The following is a 16,570-nucleotide window of genomic DNA, read 5'->3' as shown; positions in this document are numbered from 1 at the left end:
TGATTGCCGCGCTGCGGGATTGGCGGCTGAACGATCCTGATCAGCCCGGCGGCTCTGCCTCCTGAAGGGCGCGGCGGGCTGCTTTGCCCACCAGCACCACTATTGCAATTGTTGCCCCCAGGCCCACCACCCGCAGGGCCCAGGTGGCTGGATCGGCGCGGCCGGAGAGAACCTCCCCAAATCGGGCCACATCACCCGCGAGGGCGCCAAGCCCGCAAAAAAGCAGGGTTCCCGGCACGATGCCAACCAAGCCGATCGTGTAATCCCTGAGGCTCACATCACTGAGCCCATAGGCGAAGTTGAGCAGGCTGAAGGGAAAGGCCGGCGAAAGGCGGGTCAACAAAACCAGTTTCAGGCCCTCCCGGCTCACGGCCTGCTCCACTGCCTGCAGCTTGGGCACGGCCGCCAGCCTTTTTCGGGCCCAGTCGCGCAGCCAAGTGCGGCCCAGCAAAAAGGCAGCTTCCGCCCCCAGGCAGGCCCCCACAAACACGATCAAACTTCCCCACCAGGGCCCATAGAGGGCTCCCGCCAACATCGAGGCCCAAACCCCCGGCAGCAAAAGGGTGACCCAGAGGGCATAGAGGGGCACAAAAACCGCTGCGCCTAGGGGAGACTGCAGGGCTGGCAAGAGCTGATCCAGCAGGCCGAAACCATTGATCGTGGCCGCATCCATCCTGAAACCTTCCCCCACCAAATCAGCCCCTTAAACCGTAGCGATAGACAGGGCCAAGCCCCAGCCCTATAAGAAATCCAGGGCATGGCAAATCCAGCAATGACAAATCCCCAGCCAAGCGGTCGCAAGGGCGGCGGCCCCTGGCCATGGGTGGCTGGTCTCCTGGCCCTGGTACTGCTGGCCGGATTGGGTACGCGTCTATGGCAGAAGCGCGAACAAGCCAAAGAGGAGGCCCGCCGGGCCATCCCCCTGCTTCCACGCCAGGTGTCAGCCATCGGTCGGATCGAACCCCTCGACGGCATCAGCCAGGTGTCGGTGCCCAGTTCCCTCAGCAATGACCGGGTGCGTGAAATCCTGGTGAAGGAGGGTCAAGAGGTGCGCAAGGGCCAGCCCCTGGCAGTGCTGGAAAGCCTCGACACCCTCGAAGGCAGCGTGCGCAAATCCAAGGCGGCAATCCGCGTCGCCGAAAGCAAGCTGGTCTCCCAGGACAGCGTCATTGCCCGCTACCGCGCTGACCTGCGCCAGGCCAGCGCCGAAGCCAGACGATCGGAGCAACTATTCAAAGCTGGGGCCACCAGTGCCAACAGGGTTGAGCAACTCCAGGCGGATGAAAGCAGTGCCAAGGCCCAGTTGGCCGAGGCAATTGCCAGCAAAGGCACCCTGGTGGAAGAACTGCGGGAAAGTCGGACATCCCTCGAGAAAGACCAGGTAGAGCGGAACAAAGCCACGGTGCTGGCCCCCTTCTCAGGCACTGTGTTCAAGCTGCATGTCCGTCCGGGCGACAAGGTTGGCGAGGAGGGGCTGCTGGAGATGGGGGACAGCAGCCGAATGGGCGTCATCGCCGAGGTGTATCAGAGCGATCGGCCCATGGTTGCCCTGGGCCAAAAGGTGACTATCACCGCCGACGGCTTTAAGGGCCGGCAGGTGCAAGGCCAGGTGGTGGAGATAGCCCGAGAGGTCAGTCGCCAGAGCGTTTTCAGCGGCCAGGCCGGCGAAAATCTGGACCGGCGGGTGCTGGAGGTGAAGATCGCGCTCCCTAAAGAAGCTTTGGTAATGGCCAGCAACCTCAACTATCTGCAGGTAAACCTGCTGTTTGCTCCATTAACTGCCCCCCAAAGGGCTCGCCAGGAAGCAGCCCGCAAAGCCCTGGAAGCGAGCACCAGCAGATGAGACCCCCAAGGGCCTTGAACCGCATCCCCCTGGCCTGGCGCCAAACCAGCCATCGGCCGATGCGCCTATTCGCTGCCATCGCGGGGGTGAGCTTCGCCAACGTGCTGGTGTTCTTCCAAATGGGGCTGGCCAGCGGGCTCTACGCCAGCCAAAAGCGACCGCTGCAACTGCTGACGGGCGAGCTGGTGATGGTCAGCCGCCGATACACCAACCTGGGGGAGCCCCTAAACATGCCCCGCAGCCGCCTGGTCCAGGCCCTAGGCGTGCAAGGGGTCAAGGCAGTGACGCCGCTGTACATAGGCAAAACCAACTGGCTCAACCGCGACAGTCGCGAGAAAAAGCAGGCGCTGATTTTCGGACTGGCCCCAGAGAACCCTGCCCTGCGCGTACCCGAACTGGCCACAGATAGCAGCAAGCTGCTGAGACCGGATGGCCTGTTCTTCGACACCCTTTCTAAAAAGGCCGCCGGTCCGGTGGCCCAAATAGTGGCAACAGAAGGTTTTTATGACACCGAGCTAAACGGCAAGCGGGCAGTTGTTAACGGGATCTTCAGGATGGGCCTTACCTTCTCAGCCGACATCAACCTGCTCACCTCCGCCAGCAATTTCAAAAACTGGTTTCCAGATCAAACCAGTGATGACATCCAGCTAGGGGTAATTCAATTGAAAGCGGGGGTTAGCCCCCAGCAGGTGCAAGCAACCCTGGCCAACTTCCTTGATCCCTCGGTGAAGGTGCTCACCCTCAAGGAACTGGAAGCCATAGAAGTAGAGCATTGGCGAAACAACACTTCCTTCGGACTAATTTTTAACCTCGGGGTACTAGTTGGCCTAGTAGTGGGGGCAATTATCGTCTACCAAATTCTCTATTCCGACGTAAGTGATCACCTGCCCGAATACGCGACCATGAAAGCCATGGGCTATGGCGATGGCTTTGTGGTCGGCATCATTGTTCAGGAATCCCTGCTATTGGCAGCCCTGGCTTTTCTACCCAGCCTGCTGTTGGCCATGGGGCTCTACGCAGTCCTGTTTCGCGCCACATCGCTGCTGATTGCCATGACGCTCGAGCGGGCTGTAACTGTGTTTGCCCTGACCCTGGCCATGTCAGCTGGATCGGGCTGGTTGGCCACCGGCAAGTTGCGAAGGCTGGATCCGGCCGACATTTTCTAATGGCCCCTATCTGATGGCCCCTACTCAAACTGCGCCCAACCCCGAAATTCGCATCGAGGTAAACCATCTCGACCACTGGTTTGGAAAGGCTGAAACCGCAAAGCAGGTACTCAGCGACATCAACCTGACGGTGCACGCAGGCGAAATAGTGATCCTCACCGGTCCGTCCGGCTCAGGCAAGACGACCCTTCTGACCATGCTCGGGGGATTGCGGGCCGCCCAAAGCGGCAGCCTCCAGGTGCTGGGGGAGGAGTTACTAAATGCCGATAACACCAGCCTCACCCGGCTCAGGCGCCAGGCCGGCTTCATCTTTCAGGCCCACAATCTGCTGCCATATCTCACGGCCCAAGAAAACGTTCGTTTTGGCCTGGAGGTCTCCCATGAGTGGTTGGGGCGGGGTAAGGCGGCCATGGATAAATGCTCTGCCGCCATGCTTGGCGAAGTGGGGCTGGCGGAACGGCTCAGCTACTACCCAGAAAAACTTTCCGGGGGCCAAAAGCAGCGGGTGGCCATTGCCCGGGCCCTGGCCCCCAAGCCCAGCCTGCTCTTGGCCGATGAACCCACCGCCGCCCTCGATAAAACATCTGGCCGTGATGTGGTCGACCTGTTTAGGCGCCTGGCCGATCAGCACGGGGCTGCCATCGTGATGGTCACCCACGACAACAAAATTCTCGACATCGCCGATCGGATCGTGAACCTCGAGGCTGGCCAGTTGGTGGGCAATTAAGACCTGATCTCTGAGCCGGTGAAGGGGGCCTCAGCCCAGATCCCCTAGGCGGCTGCGGGCAAGATCAGCCTGGGTTTGGGCCTCGGCCAGGTTGGCTTTGCACTCGGCCACCACCTCTGGCGGGGCCTTATCGGCAAAATTTGGGTTGGCCAACCGGCCCGCCAGCCCGGCGATCTCCTTTTCGGCCTTGGCCAGATCTTTTTCTAGGCGCCCCTTCAGGGCATCGAGATCCACCAAACCCTCAATCGGTAAGAGCACCTGCAATTCACCGCTCACCGCCGCCAGGCAGCCGGGCAAGGCGGGGGCCTGGGCGAGCACCTGCACCGATTCCGCCCTGGTTAGGGAAGTGATATCAGCCGTTGCCTCCTCCAAAACAGCTGCAAGCTCTCCGCGACCGGTCACAAACACCACCGGGGCCGACTGGGCTGGCTTTAATCCGGCCAAGGCCCGCAAGTTGCGCACCACCCGCACCGCCTCGATCAGTTCGGCAAAAGACGCCTCCAATTCCCCATCTAGGTCAGCCGTATGCACCGCAGGCCAGCTCTGCAGGGCCAAGAAGGTGTCCGCTGGCAAGCCAGTCAGGCCATGCCAAAGCTCCTCACTCAAGTGGGGCATCAGGGGATGGAGCATCACCAAGAGGTCGCTAAGTACCTTGGCGAGCACCTGCCGCGCCACCCGTTGGTCGGCGAGGGCTGCGGGGCTGGGGTCCTCACCGGGGTTGAGGCGGCGCTTCAGCAACTCGATCGTCCAGTCGCACACCTCATTCCAGGCGAATTCATAGAGCCCCTTGGCTGCCTCGCCGAGGCCATAGGTTCCGTAGCGTTCGGCCGTTTCCTGGTTGACCCGAGCCAGGCGAGAGAGGATCCACCGGTCGGCCAACTTCAGCTCGGCAAGATCCACCTCACCCAGTGAGCTTGGGGTCTCGCCGCCCAGATTCATCAGGGCGAAACGGGTGGCATTCCAGAGCTTGTTGGCGAAGTTACGGGTGGCCTCCACCGTGGCTGAGGTGTCGCTTTTGCGGTCGTAGTCGAGGCGGATGTCCTGGCCTGCTCCTGCCACTTCACGCACCAGGGCAAAGCGCAGGGCATCGGCGCCGTAGCGATCAATGAGCAACAGCGGATCGATGCCGTTGCCAGCGGACTTACTCATCTTGCGGTTTTGCTCATCACGCACCAGGCCGTGGATGTACACATCCCGAAAGGGCATCTGGCCCGTCAAGGCGCCGGCCATCATCGTCATCCGGGCCACCCAGAAAAAGATGATGTCGAAGCCAGTCACCAGCACGCTGGTGGGATACCAGCGCTGCAGATCGGCAGCATCCTCATCCGGCCAGCCGAGGGTGGAGAAGGGCCATAAACCGCTGGAAAACCAGGTGTCGAGGGCGTCTGGGTCCTGCTCTAGAGCCAAGGGCTGGCCGCCAGCCGCAGCGGCCGCAGCAAATTGCTCGCCAGCCTTTACCCAGGCCTCCGCTTCGCTCCTGGCCACCACAAATGGGGTGCTGTCAGTGATTTCGCCGCCGGTTTCACTCACTACAAACCAGGCGGGAATGCGGTGGCCCCACCACAGCTGGCGGGAGATACACCAGTCGCGGATGTCCGTGAGCCAATCGCGGTAAACCTTGGTCCAGCGCTCCGGCACAAAGCGGGGATCGGGCCCAGTGGCGGAGGCATCCAGGGCCTCACGGCAGCGGGCCGCCAGGGGTTCGGTTTTGACAAACCACTGGGTGGAGAGCAGGGGCTCCACTGGCACCTTGCCGCGATCGGAAAAGGGCACGCTGTGGCGGTAGTCCTCCACCTTGACGAGAAAGCCCTCCGCCTCCATCGCAGCCACCACTGCAGTTCTGGCCTCAAAGCGATCCAGGCCGGCAAAGCGGCCGGCCGCTTCGTTCATCGTGCCGTCCTTGGCCATCACCGTGATCAAGGGCAAGCCATGGCGCTGGCCGATGGCGAAGTCGTTGGGGTCATGGGCGGGGGTCACCTTGACGCAACCCGTGCCGAACTCCGCCTCCACGTGGTCATCGGCCACGATTGGGATCTGGCGCCCCACCAAGGGCAGGGTGAGGGTCTGGCCCACCAATCCGGCATAACGGCGATCCTTCGGGTTCACCGCCACGGCCGTATCCCCCAGCAGGGTTTCGGGACGGGTAGTGGCAACTTCCAGGTGGGTGCGGCCATCGGCACAGGCACCACTGCTGAGCGGATAGCGGAAGTGCCAGAGGTGGCCGTCCACCTCCTTCATCTCCACCTCTAGGTCACTAACCGCCGAACCGGAGGCCGGACACCAATTCACCAGGTATTCACCCCGATAAATCAACCCCTGTTCATGGAGGCGGTTAAAGGCCTCAATCACCGAGCCACTGCAGCCGGCATCGAGGGTGAAGCGCTCCCGCCGCCAGTCGACCGAGTAGCCCAGGCGCCGCAGTTGGCCCACGATCGTGCCGCCGCTCTCGGCCTTCCAAGCCCAGGCCCTCTCCAGGAAGGCCTCCCGCCCCAGCGCCTCCTTGGACTGGCCATCGGCCTTGAGCTGCTTTTCGAGAATCGTCTGGACGGCGATCGAAGCGTGGTCGGTGCCTGGCAAACACAGGACGTTTTTGCCCTGAAGACGCTGGAAGCGCACGATCGTGTCGATCAGGGCCGTGTTGAAGGCGTGGCCCATGTGCAGGCTGCCGGTGACGTTCGGCGGCGGAATCACCACGCTGAACGGTTCCCCAGGGGCTTTGGGGTCGGGGTGAAAGGCGCAACTACTCTCCCAAGCCTGCTGCCAGCGGCTTTCCGTACCCGCCGGGTCATAGGTCTTCGGCACGGCCTCAGTCACGGCAGGGCAATCGCAATCAGCCCATGCTCTCAAAGGGGGGTGCCGCCCCAGAGCCATCTCGCATCACTTCGATCCGTCGTACGGCCGCGGCCAAGGCGTCCAGGGACACATCCTCAGCCGAATGGGGATCGCCAAAGCCAAAGGGATTGTCGAGGTCGACCACTAGGCGAATCAGGAAGATCAACAGAAATGCAATTACGGCCAAAAAGAAAAGGGCCTCAGGCAGGGTGCGCACGGCCATGAAAACAAGGCCAAAACACAACAGGCCCGTGCCCAAATTGGCCAGCCAATAGACCAGGGGCACAAAGGATGTTTCCCGGATCGTCTCGACCCGGTTGGCCAACCTCAAGATATTCGCCATTTCGGCCACCAGCCGGGCCTGGAGCGTGGCATTGCCCTTGAGCAAGACCGAAGCTTGCACCACCGAGCCATAAACGCGGTGAAAAAGCTGCATGAACTGCTCCGTAGTGATGCGCGTCAGCAGCCAGGCCACCATGCCCTCGGCCAAATCGGCCACCGCCACCAAATGCCCTTGAACAGCGGCTGCAGGGTTGTGGGCAGAAATGGCTTGGATCTCTAAGCCAAGCACCTCCAGGGAGGTGGCAATTTCAGCAGGTAGTTTTTCGCTCTCCTTGAAATCAGACAGCACCCCATTGAGCAAAAAACCGAGCAAAAAAACCGTCGATGCCACCACCGAAGTGAATAGGGGCGTCACCTGAATTGTTTCCCAACCAAGGGCATGCACCAGGACCTTGGCCCCAGCCAAGGCCAGGATCATCAACAACACCCTCGCCAGCATTTGGATCCGGCGCCTGCGGGCAATGCGGTGGCGGTTGGCCACAAAACCTTGGGGGAGGGTCGACACGGCCAAAATCTCCTACCAGGTCATTGTTATCTAAGCCAGGGCACGGCCACGGCCCGATCGAGCTGCTGCCAGCGATCCCGGTCGGCCACCACAAGTTCAATGAGGCCCGCCTGCTCAAGGGCCCCAGCAACCAGATCGGGGGCCAAGGGTCCCTGACCAAGGGCCAGGGGCAACACCAGCACCTGCTGCTCAGCCGGATCGGCCATCACCTGCAGCTCAAGGGCCACCAGCTCCCGCTCAAAAAACACCCGTCGCATTCGAGCCGCCAGCACCGGGCCCAGGGCCGCTCCAAACTCCTCCAGGCTGTCCTGATCGCCACTGCAACCGCAATTCAAGGAAAGCCAAATCAGCAATTTGGCCCAGCTGTCCACACTCCACAGGGGCTGGAAGCTCTCGCGGTGCTGGCGCACCAGCTCCGCCAGGGCGAAATCAAGGAGGGTGGCCTGCAAACGGGTGGTGTCCATCACCCCATCCTGGGCAACGGATGCTGCAACTTCGCAAGCAAACCGGCAAACTGCATGCACAACCCAATGGAGCAGGCGGCATGGCCATCGATCTCAACGATCCCGACCTGGAATTTGCCGACCTCGTCTACGCCTACCAGAGCTGGGTAATGGCGGTCATCAACGACGAAAAACTAGGGGGTGAAACCCTGCTCACCGATGACATCGCCGACGATGCCCTCAATGCCATGCGCTTCCTACCCGGCGAAGTAACCAGCGCCATCGAGACCAGCTTGGCGCGTGTCTACGACGTGGATGCCGACGAACTGGCCAGCCTGCTATTCCCGGAAGGATGAGGTGGTACCATCACCCCCCAGCTCAGGAGACTAGTGCTGCTAGAGCATGGATCCTAGCGGGGACGCACTGCGGCCCTTGTTTTCTTTGCAGTAATCCAATGTCCGTCGACATTATCAATATATTGAAAATATTTATTTGTGAAATTCCCATGCAAACAAACTTCCTCCATACGCAGCACATTGCAGCTTGAACCACCAAGAACATCGTCCATAACGCCAGGGCCTGTTATGTGGTAAACATTATTAGTTTGAACATCTTCAATTCGACGAAGCACCTCGTCGATCAGCAATTTTATCCAGGGGTTGCCTGGTGAACTGGCAAGAAAATAGTTAGTAAAGCGACCATCTTTTCCGACTAAAAATATTTCACTGGGATCGTCCCTTAAAAGAGAATTTACTGGCCAGACCAAATGGGCATCGACATCCATATAAATTCCCCCCTCCCGATACAGCACCAATAGGCGCCACAGATCTGCCCTAGCTGCGCCAATGGTCAAACGGCTAAAACAATCTTGAATACGACCCTGGAAATGATCACCAACAAACACATCCATCTCCTCATCGGATACGCAGTGATAGGAGCTCGAACCAGCAAGTAGGCGATTGCAACAATAATTCAACTTTACTGGTATTGCCACACTTCTTGTGAAGTTAGTTTGCCACAGAACTGGGCTTATTTGGCGTTGGCTTCTACGAAAAAATATGGCCTGGGAACTAGACGGAATCAAGGCTCGCCACCCAGGGCTAGCTATATAAACTACCCGGATCAACCCTTTGCAAAGATTACCTACCAACTTCAAACACCTACCCAGTATGTAGGCTGGATAATTGTGCACTCTTCCAAAAGAGTTACCAAATCGATTCGCGGCCGTCATGGCACCAGTGCATCCAGCCTGGCTAAGGGAGGCATAGGATCTAAATAAACAAAAATGATGCCCGATGCCGGGTTCGAACCAGCGACGTCCTGCTTGTAAGGCAGGCGCTCTACCGCTGAGCTAATCGGGCTTAACGCCAATATACATCAATAGGCCATGGCCAAAAAACGAGCAAATTACCGCACCCGCTTCTGGCAACAGATCGTCTGGAAAGGCGAAGCCACTGTTACCAGGCTGCTGGTGATGCTGCTGCAGGGCCGCTCCCACCGAACCATGCGAAAAGGGGTCCGCTGGGCCCGCCAGCTAGCCACACCGGCCCTTGGCAAAAGACTCGCCACCGCCAATTCAAATTTAGCCCTGGTCTATGGCGACCAGTTGACAGCAAAGCAGCGGCAATCAATCGCAGCTAAATCCCTAGATAGTTTTTTTCTTTCCTGCCTCGAATCGATTATTCAGCCGATCGAGCCCCCGTTAATTGACGTGGACGGAGAGGGCCTGGAAGATCTATTTAAGGCCCAAGTGAGGGGCCAGGGGCTAATAGTGGGATCGCTACATCTTGGCTGCTGGGATATCGGCCTACGTTGGCTTAGTCAGCATCTAGACAATCTCGTTGTGGTATATAGACCAGCCAGAAATCCCCACAGTGATGCGGTCCTAAATGCGGCTCGCAGAAGCAATAGCAATTGCCAGTGGGTGTCCCAATCTGACACCAAAAAGATACTTTTATGCATCAAAAACGGCGGAAGTCTCGTGATGATGACCGATCTCTATACCCGCAGCAGCAGCGCTCCCCAGGCAGACTTCCTTGGCCTCAACACCAGGGTCGCCAAAGGGCCCCTAGCCCTTTCCCAAAGGGCGGGTTGTCCGCTGTTTCCCGTGGCCCATGTGAGAACAGATAACGACCGCTTTCACTTCAGCTGCGGCAAACCCTTAATCCCCACCGACTCCAGCAGCGATCTCAGCGACCGGGCCAATGCCCTAAGCCTTTGGCAGGAAACCTGGATTAACACTTACACTGAGCAGTACTACTGGATAAACCGCCGCTGGCGCTCCAATGACGGCAGTGGGCAACGCCTAAGACCCAGCGGGCCTGTGGCAGAAAGAGCCTTGCGACGCGCCTAACCCCCATGGCCGAAGTAATTACGCCAATAATTGCCACTGTCCACGTCGGCAGCCAATACCCTGATCAATGGGTAGGCAAGCTAGCAAGATCGGTCGCAAAGCATGTAAAACAGCCCCATACTTTTACGATCTATACCGACAAAGTGGCCGCCAACAACTTTGAATGCACAGGATTCAGCCACCAAATAATCAAGCTGGTCGATATCGAAGCGAATCAACTACTCGGATATTTTGCAAAGTTAAGGCTTTTTGACCAACGCCTGACGGGAGTCCAGCCGTTTCTATATCTGGATCTGACCCTTGTTGTCAGAAACAGCCTAGATCCCCTAATTGAGGAGGGTCAATCAGGCCAGGCGAGCTTGATTGGGGTCGCAGACTGGAACTATCCAATTCTTAATTCCTCCGTACTTTGGATTAAACCCAGCCCAGCCACCCAGGAAGTCTGGACAGCATGGTGCGAAGAGCGCTACGACAAATCACATTTTCCAGGCGATCAGAACTTTATTTTCAAAGTCTTCCAAGATAAAAACAATGAAGAATTGCAATATTGGCCAAGTGAATGGATTAGTTCATATAAAGTTCTCCTCAAAACAGCAAACAAAAACCGCCAATTAGCTGCCACAAAACTGAACCAATCCTTGATTCTAAAATTCCATGGCAAACCCAAAATGGATAGCGTTCTGGCTGCCTTGCCGCCACTATCAATCGTGCTTCGCTATCCGCTCAATCCCTGGCTCTGGCGATACCTGAGGGCAGAACTAAAAAGCGATTGGGGCAATTGATTTGTCGCTGAAGCCCTACTGAAACCATGGCCAGCGGACGCCAACACGATCGCGCCACCTGGCTACTCAGCCTCCCCTTTGGCCTGCTCTGGGGGCCCTGGCTTGGCCTGGCGGGCATCGGCAGCGCCGGTTTGGGCTTTCTGCTGGGGGGCCTGCTGCTTTCGCCCGATCTAGACACCCGCTCAAATCCCACCCGCCGCTGGGGGCCCCTCAAGCTGCTGTGGTGGCCCTACCGGAGCCTGCTCAGCCACCGCTCGCTCTTTTCCCATAGTCCCCTGCTGGGGAGCGGCCTGCGGTTGGCCTATCTGCTGGCCATGCTGCTGATGATCTGCGCGCTTTTGCATCCCTGGGGTGCACCCAGCCCGGAATCCGTGCTGCGCGGGATCCACCAGCTCTGGCTGCAGCAAAGGCCGCTAGCAATTGCTGCGCTGGTGGGGGTGGAAGCCAGCAGTTGGCTGCACCTCATTCAAGATGGCGATCCCATGCCCCGCCTGCCAAAGGTGGGAAGGTGAGGCAAATTGGCCGCCGCCATGAGTAGCCCGCTTCCCCCCTTGCCCGACTCGAGCCCAACGGCAAGCCCAACGGCAAGCCTGGCGGCCGTGGCGAGGCTGATTGATGTGGTGGCCCAGCTGCGCAATCCAGATAGTGGTTGCCCCTGGGACCTGGAGCAAACCCACGTTTCCCTAATTCCCTACGTGCTGGAGGAGGCCCACGAAGTGGCCGATGCCATCCGCCATGGCGATGACAGCCACCTGGCAGAGGAGCTGGGCGACCTGTTGCTGCAGGTGGTGCTCCATGCCCAAATCGCCAATGAAGAAAACCGTTTTGACCTAACCGAGATTGCAATCGGCATCAGCGAAAAACTGGTGCGCCGCCACCCCCACGTGTTCGCCGGTGCAGAAGCCGCAGACAGTGCCGCAGTCAGAGCCAGCTGGGAAGCGATCAAGGCCGCCGAAAAAGCCCAGCTACCAGCTATGTCATCTGCCAACGCATCCGCCACCAAATCAGCCAGCCCCCTGAGCGATCGCCTAGCGGGCAAGGTGCGCGGCCAAGCCGCCCTGGCTGGCGCCATGACCATCTCAAAACAGGCCGCCGCAGCGGGCTTCGAATGGGACGACATGGCAGGGGTTTGGGCCAAGGTGCACGAAGAGCTCGACGAACTCAAGGAAGCGGTGCAGGAAGCCCTTAGTTCCGGCGACAAAGCCCATGCCCAGGAGGAATTGGGCGATCTGCTGTTCACCCTGGTGAACGTGGCGCGCTGGTGTCAGATCTGCCCTGAAGAGGGCCTGGCCGGCACCAACCAGCGATTTCTCGATCGCTTCTCCCGGGTGGAAGCTGCCCTGGGCGGCGAGCTGGGCGGCCGCTCGATCCGCGAACTGGAAGGCCTGTGGCAGCAGGCCAAGGCCCAGATCCGGGCTGAACGCGATGCCCCCACTAACCCCTAAACCCCGGTCAACTTCCCCTCAATCCTCCGGCAGCTGAACCCGGCCGCTGCGCTGGCCCTTGATGGCGCTGCGTTGTTTTTTGGCTGCCAGGCGCCGTTCCTTGGAGCCCCGGGTCGGTTTGGTGGCTCGTCGAGGCGGCGGCGGCGGCTTGATCGCCTCCTGCAACAACTCCACCAGGCGGCGCTGGGCAGCCACCCGGTTTTGCCATTGGGAGCGGTGCTCGCTGGCCGCAATCACCACGCAGCCATCAATTAGCCGGGTCTCCAGCCGCCCCAGGGCCCGGGCCTTGAGCAGCAGCGGCAGGGCAGCAGAGGCCACCAAATCAAAAACCAACTCCACCCGCGAGTCGGTGGTGTTCACGTTTTGGCCGCCCGGACCGGAGGAGCGGGAGAAGCGCCAGCGCAGCTCCGTAGCTGGGATAAGCAGGCGAGGGCTGAGCTGCAGATCCACTTACAGAAATCACTGCCCGCTGCCAGCATGATCGCAGCGCCATCACATCGGCAATCTCCATGGGCCAGGGTTCCCGCTACGACCAGCTCCATCGCAGCATCGTGATCCGAGCCGACATCTACGGCGGCGCGAGCAGCAAACCCCGCATCCTGGCAGCTGGGCTTGGCTTCGAGGGCATCACGGGGATCCCAGGCCTGCTCAGCGAAAACCAGATCGGCCTGGCCGAGGCGGCGGGCGCCGGGGTGGTGCAGGAGCTGCTGGGGCTGGATCCAGCCGCACCACTGCGCAACATCACCTCAGGCACGGCGCCGTCAGGGGTTCAACTCGGTGGCTTCAGCAACGCCATGGCGACGCAGACCTTCATGGATGCGATGCCGATCGAATTCAGCCATCCGCTGCTGCCAAGCACGGTGCTGCCCGAGAACTTCCGCATCCACCTCAACACCGGAGAGGTGGTGACACCGCTCTATGTGGCCCAGAACCCAAACCTCGACTTCAACGAGCGGCAAACCGTGGTGGCCTTCGGTTATTTCGCGAACCGGCTCCCAACCGGAGATCCCAGTGCCGTGCATCCAGTGCGCTTCGAGGTGGTCAATGGCGGCAGTAACCCTGTGCAGCTGATCACCCCAAGTGGCTTGGTGGACGGCACGGGCCTGAGCAAGAGCAGCAACAACCCCTACGACCCCTTCAACGGCCCCACCCTGGTGGGCGCCAAGCTCAGCCGTCTCTCACTGGCTGGGGATTACCCAGCGCCGGCCTTCACCAACTCCGTAGCCAACCATGGAGTGGAGTACTACGGCACCAGCGAAAAGCTCTACCGGCTGCGCCTGTTCACCTCTGGCGGCTTCTCCCCTGATGGAGTTAGCGGCTTCCTGCCCCAGGAATTTGCGCGCTTCTTCCAGCTGAAAGCTCAGGGGCGATTCCGGAAAGCGATCACCATCGACAAGGCCGGCACCAACGTCAAGGTGAAGGGCGGGACGCTCCAGGTGCTGGGCATCGCCGACCTCGGCAACGGCCTCTCTGCCAACCCCGACTACACCTACGCGGAAGACCACGACAACCAGTTCGACATCATCATCAAGGCCTCGAGTCCCAAAGCGATCCGCGCCCTAGAGGCCGTCGTGTTGCCCGATCCACGCCTTGGCACCCACAGCCCCATCTACAACCCCGGCGGTCCCGGCACCGATCCCCTGCCCGCCTACCGCTACACCCAGCCCTCACCAGGCCAGACCATCGCTGTGGAGTTCGCCCTCGAGGATCCGGCCACAGTGAGCTGGGCTGATCAGAACCTGGCCTCCTACGACAGCGCCGATGACCTGGCGGTGGCCTTTCGCCTGCGTGATTCGATCACCGGCGAATGGCGCCTCACCAGCAGTTCCAGCCAAGCCAACAGCTTGGTGAGCTCCGGTAACTGGCAACTGGTGAACGTGCCCTTTGCCACCAACCCCAACGACAGCTACGTGGCGAATGTGGTGGAGCTGCGCAGCAGCAACCGCAACGACACCGTGTATTCCGCTGATCCAGGCCAGATCAGCCTGCTGGAGAGAGCCGGCTACAACAACCAAGGCACGGTCTTCACTGCCTACAACAAGCCTCTGCAGGGACTCGATCCGATGTGGCAACTGGTCTCACCCAATGGCCAGCACGCCATCACCGCCTCCCTCGACGAGCGGCGCCACTGGCTGGAGCAAGGCTGGCGAAACGAAGGCGTCGCACTTTACAGCGTGGCCTTTCCGAACGCAAGCACAACACTCGGATGGGAGGCTTAGCTATACCGAGATTTAGCCAAAACCCGTGAGTCCGTCACCCGTCACCACCTCCGGCTGGCCCATCTCCAGCCCTAACTGGATCGACGAAACCTTCGATGGCGTGCGCTACGGCCTGGAAGGTCGGGTGATCGCCGAGCAGCAATCGGCCTTTCAAAGGGTGACGATCATCGAGAGCGCGCGCTACGGCAAGGGCCTGCTGCTGGATGGCTGCTGGATGACCGCCGAACGCCAGGAGCGGCATTACCACGAATCAATCGTGCACCCGGCCCTCTGCACCGCCGAGGCGATCGAGCGGGTGCTGGTGATTGGCGGCGGCGACGGCGGCACCGCCCGCGAATGCCTGCGCCACAAGGGCGTGCGCCAGCTCGACCTGGTGGAGATCGATGGCCTGGTGGTGGAGTGGAGCCAGCAGCACCTGCCGAGCATTGGCGGGGGCTGCTGGAGCGATCCCCGCCTCCAGCTCACCGTGGGCGATGGCATCGCCTGGGCCGCCAACGCAGCCGATGCCAGCTACGACGTGGTGATCGTCGATGGCTCCGATCCCGCCGGCCCGGCCGAGGGCCTGTTCAACCGCGCCTTCTTTGAACACTGCCGGCGCATCCTCAAGCCCGGCGGCGTGTTCGCCACCCAGAGCGAATCACCGGAGGCCTTCCGAGCGGTGCACATCGACACCGTGCGCCTAATCCGCGAGGTTTTCGGCCACGCCGATCCGATGTATGGCTGGGTACCGATGTATCCCAGTGGCTGGTGGAGCTGGACCTTCGCCGCCACAGACGGCCGCCGGTATCTTCAGCCGGATCCCGCCCGCGCCGCGGCCGTGGCCTGTGGCTGTGAAATCTGGAGCCCCCGCTGGCAGGGCGGCGCCTTCGAAGCGATCCCCGCCTATGTGGAGCGGGCCCTAGCCGAATAGGGCCCTAGTAACAGCAGGTGCCGCTGGTGCGCTGCTCCCGCAGGCGCTCGTGCTGCTGGCTGATCAGCAACACCGCCAGGGTGGGGTGGTTGTGCAGGAGGTTTAAGAAACGCAGTCGGTCCAACCGCACCACCTCCACCGGCGTGAGAGCTACGGCCTCGTTGCGGTAGGTCCCCTCGTGCCAAATGATGTCTTGATAACTGAAGACCTCACCGGGCCGATAACAGAGCTTTTCGCCCCCTTCACCAATTACCTCGACGATGCCGCGGCGCATGCCATAAATCGCTTCGGCCGAGCTGCCGCGGCTAAAAACCTTGGCTCCGGTGGGCAGGGTGATGACCTCACAGTCGACCTGGGCTGCCATCAGCTCAAGAGCGGTGTTGATGGCCAGGGATGCAACCAATCCTTCAGCTCCGATAGAAATTTCTTACTCACTTATTACATTCCCCCGGGCCCGACACCGGTGCCTCAATGGCAGCAAATGGCCAAATTCGGCCAATACTGGGATAAAAATTAAGATTTCCTTCAGGATTCGAGCATGGGTTCGAGGCTGAGCTGGCGATTGGGGTTGCCCGCAGCGGTCGGCGCAACGCAGTGGTCGGCGCAACGCAGTGGCGACAGCTACGGCAGCAAGGGCGTTGAACCATCGAGCCCTCGAGGCGGTCGCCCACCGTAGAAATGGCAAAGGCAAATGCAAAGCACCCACGCGCCAATCTTTCGACTCTCTTCTGCATTGGCCGCCCACAGCAAATAGGGTCCTGGACATGAAGCGAACCCCTTTATTTGAGGCCGCCCAAGCTGCTGGCGGCCGCATGGTGCCCTTTGCCGGCTGGGAGATGGCCGTGCAATTTGAAGGCTTGGTGTCTGAACACAGGGCAGTGCGCAACCACTGCGGCATGTTCGACATCTCCCACATGGGGGTGCTGCAGCTCCAGGGGGATGGGGCCAAAGACGCCCTCCAGGGCCTGGTGCCCACCGACCTCTTTCGCATTGGCCCCGGCGA

17 protein-coding genes, 1 tRNA gene and 1 pseudogene are annotated in these 16,570 nt (G+C 60.4%); 11 read left to right on the top strand and 8 right to left on the bottom strand.

The window, feature by feature from the left end:
- Positions 1 to 40: 40 nt before the first annotated feature.
- Positions 41 to 673, bottom strand: a complete 633-nt coding sequence (locus KBY58_RS10400) for a TVP38/TMEM64 family protein (RefSeq protein ID WP_255004263.1) — start codon at positions 671 to 673, stop codon at positions 41 to 43.
- Positions 674 to 757: 84 nt separating this feature from the next.
- On the opposite strand from KBY58_RS10400, the gene KBY58_RS10395 reads away from it, so the two are divergent.
- The 3 genes from KBY58_RS10395 to KBY58_RS10385 are packed head-to-tail and all read left to right on the top strand — an operon-like array spanning position 758 to position 3,736.
- Positions 758 to 1,843 (top strand): efflux RND transporter periplasmic adaptor subunit, encoded by a 1,086-nt coding sequence (locus KBY58_RS10395; protein WP_255004262.1) that lies wholly within the window; start codon positions 758 to 760, stop codon positions 1,841 to 1,843.
- A gap of 14 nt (positions 1,844 to 1,857) precedes the next feature.
- A complete protein-coding gene (devC, locus tag KBY58_RS10390; RefSeq protein ID WP_255004261.1) occupies positions 1,858 to 3,009 on the top strand; it encodes an ABC transporter permease DevC in 1,152 nt (383 codons plus the stop codon).
- Between the two features lie 13 nt (positions 3,010 to 3,022).
- Complete coding sequence (locus KBY58_RS10385; RefSeq protein ID WP_255004260.1) at positions 3,023 to 3,736, top strand: ATP-binding cassette domain-containing protein; 714 nt, start codon at positions 3,023 to 3,025, stop codon at positions 3,734 to 3,736.
- Between the two features lie 30 nt (positions 3,737 to 3,766).
- On the opposite strand, the gene KBY58_RS10380 is transcribed toward KBY58_RS10385, so the two are convergent.
- The 3 genes from KBY58_RS10380 to KBY58_RS10370 are packed head-to-tail and all read right to left on the bottom strand — an operon-like array spanning position 3,767 to position 7,879.
- A complete protein-coding gene (locus KBY58_RS10380) occupies positions 3,767 to 6,550 on the bottom strand; it encodes a valine--tRNA ligase (RefSeq protein WP_255004258.1) in 2,784 nt (927 codons plus the stop codon).
- Between the two features lie 16 nt (positions 6,551 to 6,566).
- Positions 6,567 to 7,415, bottom strand: a complete 849-nt coding sequence (locus KBY58_RS10375; RefSeq protein WP_255004257.1) for a hypothetical protein — start codon at positions 7,413 to 7,415, stop codon at positions 6,567 to 6,569.
- 26 nt (positions 7,416 to 7,441) lie between these two features.
- Positions 7,442 to 7,879, bottom strand: coding sequence for a protein phosphatase (locus tag KBY58_RS10370; protein ID WP_255004256.1), 438 nt, complete (start codon positions 7,877 to 7,879; stop codon positions 7,442 to 7,444).
- A gap of 80 nt (positions 7,880 to 7,959) precedes the next feature.
- On the opposite strand from KBY58_RS10370, the gene KBY58_RS10365 reads away from it, so the two are divergent.
- Positions 7,960 to 8,214 (top strand): hypothetical protein, encoded by a 255-nt coding sequence (locus KBY58_RS10365; RefSeq protein ID WP_254934625.1) that lies wholly within the window; start codon positions 7,960 to 7,962, stop codon positions 8,212 to 8,214.
- A gap of 53 nt (positions 8,215 to 8,267) precedes the next feature.
- Here KBY58_RS10365 and KBY58_RS10360 read toward each other — a convergent pair whose 3' ends face one another.
- Both KBY58_RS10360 and KBY58_RS10355 read right to left on the bottom strand, forming a co-directional pair.
- Entirely contained in the window at positions 8,268 to 8,768 is a 501-nt protein-coding gene (locus KBY58_RS10360; protein ID WP_255004255.1) for a glycosyltransferase family 32 protein, read from the bottom strand.
- A gap of 379 nt (positions 8,769 to 9,147) precedes the next feature.
- Positions 9,148 to 9,219, bottom strand: a tRNA-Val gene (locus KBY58_RS10355).
- Positions 9,220 to 9,245: 26 nt separating this feature from the next.
- On the opposite strand from KBY58_RS10355, the gene KBY58_RS10350 reads away from it, so the two are divergent.
- From KBY58_RS10350 to mazG, 4 genes are read left to right on the top strand one after another with little or no spacing between them, the layout of a single operon-like run.
- Positions 9,246 to 10,211, top strand: a complete 966-nt coding sequence (locus tag KBY58_RS10350; RefSeq protein WP_255004254.1) for a lysophospholipid acyltransferase family protein — start codon at positions 9,246 to 9,248, stop codon at positions 10,209 to 10,211.
- A 5-nt stretch (positions 10,212 to 10,216) separates the two neighbouring features.
- A complete protein-coding gene (locus KBY58_RS10345) occupies positions 10,217 to 10,993 on the top strand; it encodes a hypothetical protein (RefSeq protein WP_255004253.1) in 777 nt (258 codons plus the stop codon).
- A gap of 26 nt (positions 10,994 to 11,019) precedes the next feature.
- Positions 11,020 to 11,505 carry a DUF2227 family putative metal-binding protein gene (locus tag KBY58_RS10340; protein WP_255004252.1) on the top strand — a complete coding sequence of 162 codons (486 nt, stop codon included), beginning with the start codon at positions 11,020 to 11,022 and terminating at the stop codon, positions 11,503 to 11,505.
- 18 nt (positions 11,506 to 11,523) lie between these two features.
- Positions 11,524 to 12,438, top strand: coding sequence for a nucleoside triphosphate pyrophosphohydrolase (gene mazG, locus KBY58_RS10335; protein WP_255004251.1), 915 nt, complete (start codon positions 11,524 to 11,526; stop codon positions 12,436 to 12,438).
- Positions 12,439 to 12,456: 18 nt separating this feature from the next.
- Here the strand turns inward: mazG and arfB are convergent, their stop codons facing one another.
- Positions 12,457 to 12,888: an alternative ribosome rescue aminoacyl-tRNA hydrolase ArfB gene (gene arfB, locus KBY58_RS10330; RefSeq protein ID WP_254934238.1), complete on the bottom strand. Its 432-nt coding sequence runs from the start codon at positions 12,886 to 12,888 to the stop codon at positions 12,457 to 12,459.
- A 59-nt stretch (positions 12,889 to 12,947) separates the two neighbouring features.
- Between arfB and KBY58_RS10325 the strand changes: the two genes are divergently transcribed.
- Positions 12,948 to 14,657, top strand: a complete 1,710-nt coding sequence (locus KBY58_RS10325; RefSeq protein ID WP_255004250.1) for a hypothetical protein — start codon at positions 12,948 to 12,950, stop codon at positions 14,655 to 14,657.
- Positions 14,658 to 14,682: 25 nt separating this feature from the next.
- Positions 14,683 to 15,567 (top strand): polyamine aminopropyltransferase, encoded by an 885-nt coding sequence (gene speE / locus KBY58_RS10320; protein WP_255004249.1) that lies wholly within the window; start codon positions 14,683 to 14,685, stop codon positions 15,565 to 15,567.
- Between the two features lie 4 nt (positions 15,568 to 15,571).
- Here the strand turns inward: speE and KBY58_RS10315 are convergent, their stop codons facing one another.
- Positions 15,572 to 15,970, bottom strand: a complete 399-nt coding sequence (locus KBY58_RS10315) for a Crp/Fnr family transcriptional regulator (RefSeq protein WP_255004248.1) — start codon at positions 15,968 to 15,970, stop codon at positions 15,572 to 15,574.
- Between the two features lie 361 nt (positions 15,971 to 16,331).
- Here KBY58_RS10315 and KBY58_RS10310 point away from each other — a divergent pair.
- A pseudogene (locus KBY58_RS10310) lies at positions 16,332 to 16,570 on the top strand (glycine cleavage system aminomethyltransferase GcvT); the annotation flags it as partial.

Source organism: Cyanobium sp. HWJ4-Hawea (assembly GCF_024345815.1).
GTDB lineage: Bacteria > Cyanobacteriota > Cyanobacteriia > PCC-6307 > Cyanobiaceae > Cyanobium_A.
The sequence above is the reverse complement of the archived record's forward strand: the minus strand, read 5'-3'. Positions and strand labels throughout refer to the sequence as shown.

What these genes read in the sequence shown, in the direction of transcription:
- KBY58_RS10400 (WP_255004263.1), bottom strand. Translation starts at nt 673, where the DNA reads ATGGATGCGGCCACGATCAATGGTTTCGGCCTGCTGGATCAGCTCTTG.
- KBY58_RS10395 (WP_255004262.1), top strand. Translation starts at nt 758, where the DNA reads ATGGCAAATCCAGCAATGACAAATCCCCAGCCAAGCGGTCGCAAGGGC.
- KBY58_RS10385 (WP_255004260.1), top strand. Translation starts at nt 3,023, where the DNA reads ATGGCCCCTACTCAAACTGCGCCCAACCCCGAAATTCGCATCGAGGTA.
- KBY58_RS10370 (WP_255004256.1), bottom strand. Translation starts at nt 7,879, where the DNA reads ATGGACACCACCCGTTTGCAGGCCACCCTCCTTGATTTCGCCCTGGCG.
- KBY58_RS10365 (WP_254934625.1), top strand. Translation starts at nt 7,960, where the DNA reads ATGGCCATCGATCTCAACGATCCCGACCTGGAATTTGCCGACCTCGTC.
- KBY58_RS10360 (WP_255004255.1), bottom strand. Translation starts at nt 8,768, where the DNA reads ATGGATGTGTTTGTTGGTGATCATTTCCAGGGTCGTATTCAAGATTGT.
- KBY58_RS10350 (WP_255004254.1), top strand. Translation starts at nt 9,246, where the DNA reads ATGGCCAAAAAACGAGCAAATTACCGCACCCGCTTCTGGCAACAGATC.
- KBY58_RS10345 (WP_255004253.1), top strand. Translation starts at nt 10,217, where the DNA reads ATGGCCGAAGTAATTACGCCAATAATTGCCACTGTCCACGTCGGCAGC.
- KBY58_RS10340 (WP_255004252.1), top strand. Translation starts at nt 11,020, where the DNA reads ATGGCCAGCGGACGCCAACACGATCGCGCCACCTGGCTACTCAGCCTC.
- mazG (WP_255004251.1), top strand. Translation starts at nt 11,524, where the DNA reads ATGAGTAGCCCGCTTCCCCCCTTGCCCGACTCGAGCCCAACGGCAAGC.
- KBY58_RS10325 (WP_255004250.1), top strand. Translation starts at nt 12,948, where the DNA reads ATGGGCCAGGGTTCCCGCTACGACCAGCTCCATCGCAGCATCGTGATC.